Source organism: Chloroflexus sp. (assembly GCF_056331925.1).
The window spans coordinates 38,835-44,542 of record NZ_JBWGQH010000019.1; the positions used below are offsets into that span (position 1 = coordinate 38,835).

At 57.7% G+C, this 5,708-nt stretch carries 4 protein-coding genes; 3 read left to right on the top strand and 1 reads right to left on the bottom strand.

The window, feature by feature from the left end; translation table 11 throughout:
• Positions 1–346 precede the first annotated feature (346 nt).
• Positions 347–2,776 carry an endopeptidase La gene (gene lon, locus AC01ZF_RS11315; protein ID WP_428111194.1) on the bottom strand — a complete coding sequence of 810 codons (2,430 nt, stop codon included), beginning with the start codon at positions 2,774–2,776 and terminating at the stop codon, positions 347–349.
• Between the two features lie 132 nt (positions 2,777–2,908).
• On the opposite strand from lon, the gene menH reads away from it, so the two are divergent.
• From menH to AC01ZF_RS11330, 3 genes are all read left to right on the top strand, one after another.
• Positions 2,909–3,727, top strand: coding sequence for a 2-succinyl-6-hydroxy-2,4-cyclohexadiene-1-carboxylate synthase (gene menH, locus AC01ZF_RS11320; RefSeq protein WP_424675639.1), 819 nt, complete (start codon positions 2,909–2,911; stop codon positions 3,725–3,727).
• Between the two features lie 170 nt (positions 3,728–3,897).
• Positions 3,898–4,725 carry a 1,4-dihydroxy-2-naphthoyl-CoA synthase gene (gene menB, locus AC01ZF_RS11325; protein WP_424675640.1) on the top strand — a complete coding sequence of 276 codons (828 nt, stop codon included), beginning with the start codon at positions 3,898–3,900 and terminating at the stop codon, positions 4,723–4,725.
• A gap of 39 nt (positions 4,726–4,764) precedes the next feature.
• Entirely contained in the window at positions 4,765–5,670 is a 906-nt protein-coding gene (locus AC01ZF_RS11330) for a 1,4-dihydroxy-2-naphthoate polyprenyltransferase (RefSeq protein ID WP_424675641.1), read from the top strand.
• Positions 5,671–5,708 lie beyond the last annotated feature (38 nt).

Here is a 5,708-nt window from a genome sequence, read left to right on the forward strand (position 1 = left end):
GTGGGCTGGCTCGTGCCTCAGCGACTTGGCGAGCTTAGCGACTTTGCGTTAGGCTTTCTCGGTCGCTCCGCTCCCGCGAAATGACAGAGGGGTTTTCCCGCAAGATGACAGGGGGGTGTGGAGCGTCGATTGTGTGGTGGTGTGGGCTGGCTCGTGCCTCAGCGACTTGGCGAGCTTAGCGACTTTGCGTTAGGCTTTCTCGGTCGCTCCGCTCCCGCGAAATGACAGAGGTTGCGCGTGGCTGTAGAGGCGTGATGCACCTTAGCCCTGACGGGGTGGGGCGTGATTGGTGGGGGTTGGTGAGGCGACGCGCCGATACCTCAACGATATTTCGTTGATCCTCTGCCTAGTCGTCTTCGGATTGGCGGGGGATGACACGAGGGGCACGACGTGGTTCTTTGGGTGGTGGTGGCCCCAACACAAGATCGATCGCTTGCTCGATACGCTCAATGAGGTGAATGGTGAGTTGTCGGCGCAACGTTGGTGGTATCTCAACCAGATCGTGCTCGTTGCGCTTGGGTAAGATAATCTGGCGAATGCCGGCGCGATACGCCCCCAATACCTTTTCTTTGACGCCACCGATCGGCAAGATCCGCCCGTGAAGGGTAATTTCACCGGTCATGGCAATATCGTGCCGTACCTTGCGCCCGGTGAGTGCCGAGATGAGAGCGATTGCGATAGTGATCCCTGCCGATGGACCATCTTTGGGAGTAGCACCTTCGGGTACATGCACATGCACATCGATCTTATCGAAATGGCGAATCTCGATCCCGAGGCGCGTAGCATTGGTACGGGCGAACGAGAGGGCGGCCTGCGCCGACTCCTGCATGATTTCGCCAAGCTGACCGGTCAGGATCAGATTACCTTTACCGTCCATCAACACGACTTCAACCGGCATAACATCACCGCCGGCACTAGTGTAGACCATCCCAATGGCCACACCGACTTGATCGTGCGGTTCGATCTTGCCAATCTCGAAGCGGGGTGGCCCGAGCAGCTTGGGAAGGGCACGCGGGGTAATCTGGCGCGGATGGTGTTTTCCTTCGGCGATCCGACGGGCAATTTTGCGACAAATAGCCCCGATTTCACGTTCGAGGTTGCGCACTCCGGCTTCATAGGTGTAGTGGCGAATGATCGTATGGATCGTCTCGTTACTCAACCGGATCGTTTTCGGCGGCAAGCCACTGTCGGCCATTTGACGGGGGATGAGGAAGCGCCGGGCAATGTGCAACTTTTCATCTTCAGTATAGCCGGGTAGCTCCACCAACTCCATCCGGTCGAGCAACGCTTCAGGGATCGCATCAGCGACATTGGCCGTCGTGATGAACAACGTCTGGCTGAGGTCGTAAGGTAGATCGAGATAGTGATCGCTGAAGGTGCTATTCTGTTCGGGATCGAGCACCTCGAGCAACGCGGCTGCCGGATCGCCACGAAAATCGCTACCAAGCTTATCAACCTCGTCGAGCATGAAGACCGGGTTGATGGTGCCGGCTACCTTCATACGCTGCAAAATGCGTCCGGGCAGGGCACCGATGTAGGTGCGACGATGGCCGCGAATTTCGGCTTCGTCGTGAACGCCACCAAGGCTTAGGCGCACAAAGCGGCGACCAAGCGCCTCGGCGATGCTTTGGCCGAGACTCGTCTTGCCAACACCGGGTGGGCCGACGAAGCAGAGGATAGGAGCACGACGGGCCGGGCCGGCCAGCTGGCGCACGGCGATATATTCGAGGATACGATCTTTGACTTTGCGCAGGCCGTAGTGATTGCGCTCGAGTACTTCCGCTGCTACGCGCAGGTCACGATTCTCCGGGCTGGTGTTGCTCCACGGCAAAGAAATCAGCCAATCGAGGTAGGTGCGCAACATGCCGTGTTCGGGTGACATCGGCGAGATGAGATCAAGCCGCGCCAACTCTTCTTCAAACCGGGCCATAGCGTAAGGTGGTAATCCGGCGGCGGCGGCGCGTTCGCGCAAGAGGGCAATCTCACGGCGCAATGGGTCTTCTTGGCCGAGTTCGCGCTGAATGGCACGCAACTGCTCGCGCAGGAACATCTCACGCTGGCTGCGATCGACCTCTTGCTGTACCTGGCTATGGATACGGTTTTCAAGTTCGAGCAGGTCAAGTTCTTTGGCGAGCAAGAATTCAAGATGGCGCAGCCGTTGTTCAATATCAACCAGTTCGAGAATCTTTTGCCGCTCTTCCACCGAGATGGGCAGCAGAGCCGCAATAATATCGGCCAACTCACCCGGTTCGGCGCTGTTGAGCGCGGACAGATAGGCGTCGTCGGGCAAATTGCGCGACAGGCGCACAATCTTCTCGAAGGTAGTGAGGATCGTGCGACTGAGTGCCTCAACCATCAACGCAGCATCGTCGTCGAGGGGTGGCGTTTCAAGCGGTGTAGCCAGCACGCGCAAAGCCGGTTGCTCACTGACGACACTTACAATCTGCATCCGCTGACGCCCCTCGATCACAATACTGAGGGTTCCGTCGGGCAAACGTCGAACCCGCTGCACCATCGCTTCCACGCCGACCGTATAGAGATCATTGATCCCGATTGAAAAGTCTTTGATCGGGCCGCGAGCGGCTACGGCGAGCACAATCCGATCACCGGCAGCAGCCTGCTCGACCGCATTGATCGCGCGCTCGTCACTGACAAAGAGCGGCGCCAGCATCTGCGGAAAGAGCACACTATCGAGGAGCGGCAACACCGGCCGTTCGTATAAGCTGGTACCGGCAGAGGGTGCTGATGATTGTTCGTTTGTCGGAGTCGTGGTCATAGCCTCGCTCCTGTGCAGGTGAGATGATTCGAAGTTATGGTATACACCTGCACATTGTCATGATTGTATGTTCAGTGTAGCATATACCGATGGATTGTGTGTTGTTCGTCAGAATCTCGTGATCGGAATGCAGTGAAGCTTCTCCTTAACGGTGTTGAATGGTATGTCGAATTGACCGGCGAGGGGTCGCCGTTACTGTTGTTGCACGGTTTTACCGGGAGTGGGCAGACGTGGCAACCGTTGGTGCCAACGTTGGCCGAGCATCATACACTGATCATCGTTGATCTGATCGGACATGGGCAGAGTGATGCACCTGCCGATCCGGCCCGTTATGCAATTGAGCAGTGTGTCGCCGATCTGCTGACGCTCCTCGATCATTTGCGTGTCGAACGGGTGGATCTATGCGGTTATTCGATGGGAGGGCGGATCGGGCTGTTGTTGACGGCCGGTGCGCCGGCGCGGGTGAGGCGGCAGATTTTAATCGGTGCTTCACCGGGATTAGCCGATCCGGCCGAGCGGGCTGCTCGGCTGGCGAGTGATGAGGCGTTGGCCCGACGGATCGAGCAGGAAGGGATGGAGTGGTTTGTCGATTATTGGGCGGCGCAGCCAATCTTTGCATCGCAACAACGGTTGCCGGTGGAGGTACGGGCGGCACAGCGGGCACAGCGGCTGGCCGGGAGTGCGCAAGGCTATGCTCACGCGCTGCGTGGCATGAGCGTCGGGCGGCAGCCGTCGTTGTGGGCGGCATTGCCGGTCATTGTAACCCCCACCCTGCTCATCACCGGCGCGCTCGACGAGAAGTTCTGCGCGATTGGGGCGCAGATGGCGGCGCTGATGCCGCATGCGCGTCACGTGATCGTGCCGGATGCCGGTCACGCGGCGCAGCTCGAGCAGCCGGAGATCGTTGCACAGGCCATCATTGCGTTTTTGCAGGAAGGATCGGTTGGGTGAAATTGTTTAGAACTTCTACATATTAGCGATGCGCTGTCTCACTCTGTGCTTGCCTGCTAGCGATCATGCATGTCGCTCGGTTTGCCAAGCATTAACCTGTGAGAATTTGATCATGTTGTGGTACTATGCAAAATGAGAAGTCAAAGGTAACAACTGTCGAGAGGAGACATATGCCAATCGAGTGGGTAAAAGTTCGCGATTATACCGACATTATTTACGAGCACGATGCGGCCGGTGAGGGGATTGCCAAGATTACCATCAATCGGCCTGAAAAGCGTAATGCGTTCCGTCCCGAAACGGTGAACGAGCTGATCGATGCCTTTTCGCACGCTCGTGACGATGAGCGGATTGGGGTGATCTTGTTTACTGGCGCCGGTGATAAGGCGTTCTGTTCGGGTGGTGATCAGAGTGTGCGCGGTATAGGCGGTTATGTGGGCAAAGATCAGATTCCGCGGCTGAATGTGCTCGATTTGCAACGGCTGATCCGGATCATTCCTAAGCCGGTGATTGCGTTGGTGGCCGGGTATGCGATCGGTGGCGGTCATGTGTTGCATGTGGTGTGCGACCTGACTATCGCTGCCGAGAACGCGATTTTTGGGCAGACCGGACCGAAGGTAGGTAGTTTCGACGGTGGGTATGGCTCGAACCTGTTGGCTCGCATGGTCGGTGATAAGAAGGCGCGAGAGATTTGGTATCTGTGTCGGCAGTATACTGCGCAACAAGCCTTGGAAATGGGTTTGGTGAATGCGGTGGTGCCGCTCGAACGGCTTGAAGATGAAGGCGTGCAGTGGGCGCGCGAGATTCTGGAGAAGAGTCCGCTGGCTATCCGCATGTTGAAGGCGAGCATCAACGCTGCGGCTGATGGGTATGCCGGCTTGCAGCAGTTGGCCGGCGATGCGACGCTGCTTTACTACCTGACCGAGGAGGCACAGGAGGGTAAGCAGGCATTTCTCGAGAAGCGAAAGCCCAACTTCCGCCGCTTCCGGCGCTATCCGTGATGACGGGCGGTACGTACTGTTACCAACAGGAGCGTAACAATGACTACCAAAGCAGCTCCGGCGGGGCGACCGTCGCAGTGGCAGATTTGGCTGATGGCTGCCCGCCCGGCAACGTTGCCGGCGGCAGTTGTGCCGGTGCTGGTTGGCTCAGCACTGGCCTTTAGCGCCGGCCAGTTTCGGCCATTGGTTCTGCTGGCTGCCCTCGTAGGAGCGCTCTTTATTCAGATTGGGACCAATCTCGCCAACGATTATTTTGACGCAAAGAAAGGTGCCGATACCGGCGAGCGGCTTGGTCCGCCCCGGGTGACGCAGTTTGGCCTGTTACCGGCAAAGACGGTGTTGGTGGCTGCGCTGGTCAGTTTTGGGATTGCGGCGCTGGCCGGTGTCTATCTGATTGCGGTGGCCGGTTGGCCTATATTGGTGATCGGTCTGTTGTCGATTGCTGCCGGTATTCTCTATACGGCCGGCCCGTTTCCGCTTGGCTATAACGGTCTTGGTGATCTGTTTACTTTTGTCTTTTTTGGGTTGGTGGCCGTGATCGGCACCGACTACGCTCACACTGGCCAGTTCCGTTGGGTGGCGTTGTGGGCCGCGTTGCCGGTAGCGATGCTGGTGACGGCTATCTTGGTGGTGAATAATTTGCGTGATGCGCCGACCGACCGTAAGGCGGGTAAGCGGACGCTGGCCGTGATCTTCGGTGAACGTTTTGCGCGTAGTGAGTTTGCGTTGTTGGTGCTTGGTGCGTTTGTGACGTTGCCACTGGCGTGGATGTGGGGTGGTGAGTCGCCGTTTACGCTGTTGGCTTGGCTCACCGCACCGATGGCGCTCAACCTGATCGATTTCGTAAATCGTGAGCGGGGTCGGGCGCTGAATAAGGCGTTGGTGGGAACGGGACGGTTGCATCTCCTTTTTGGGGTCTTGTTTGCGATAGGGATACTGTTGTGAGGGACGCAAGGGTGTTAACGCAAAGGCGCAAAGAACGC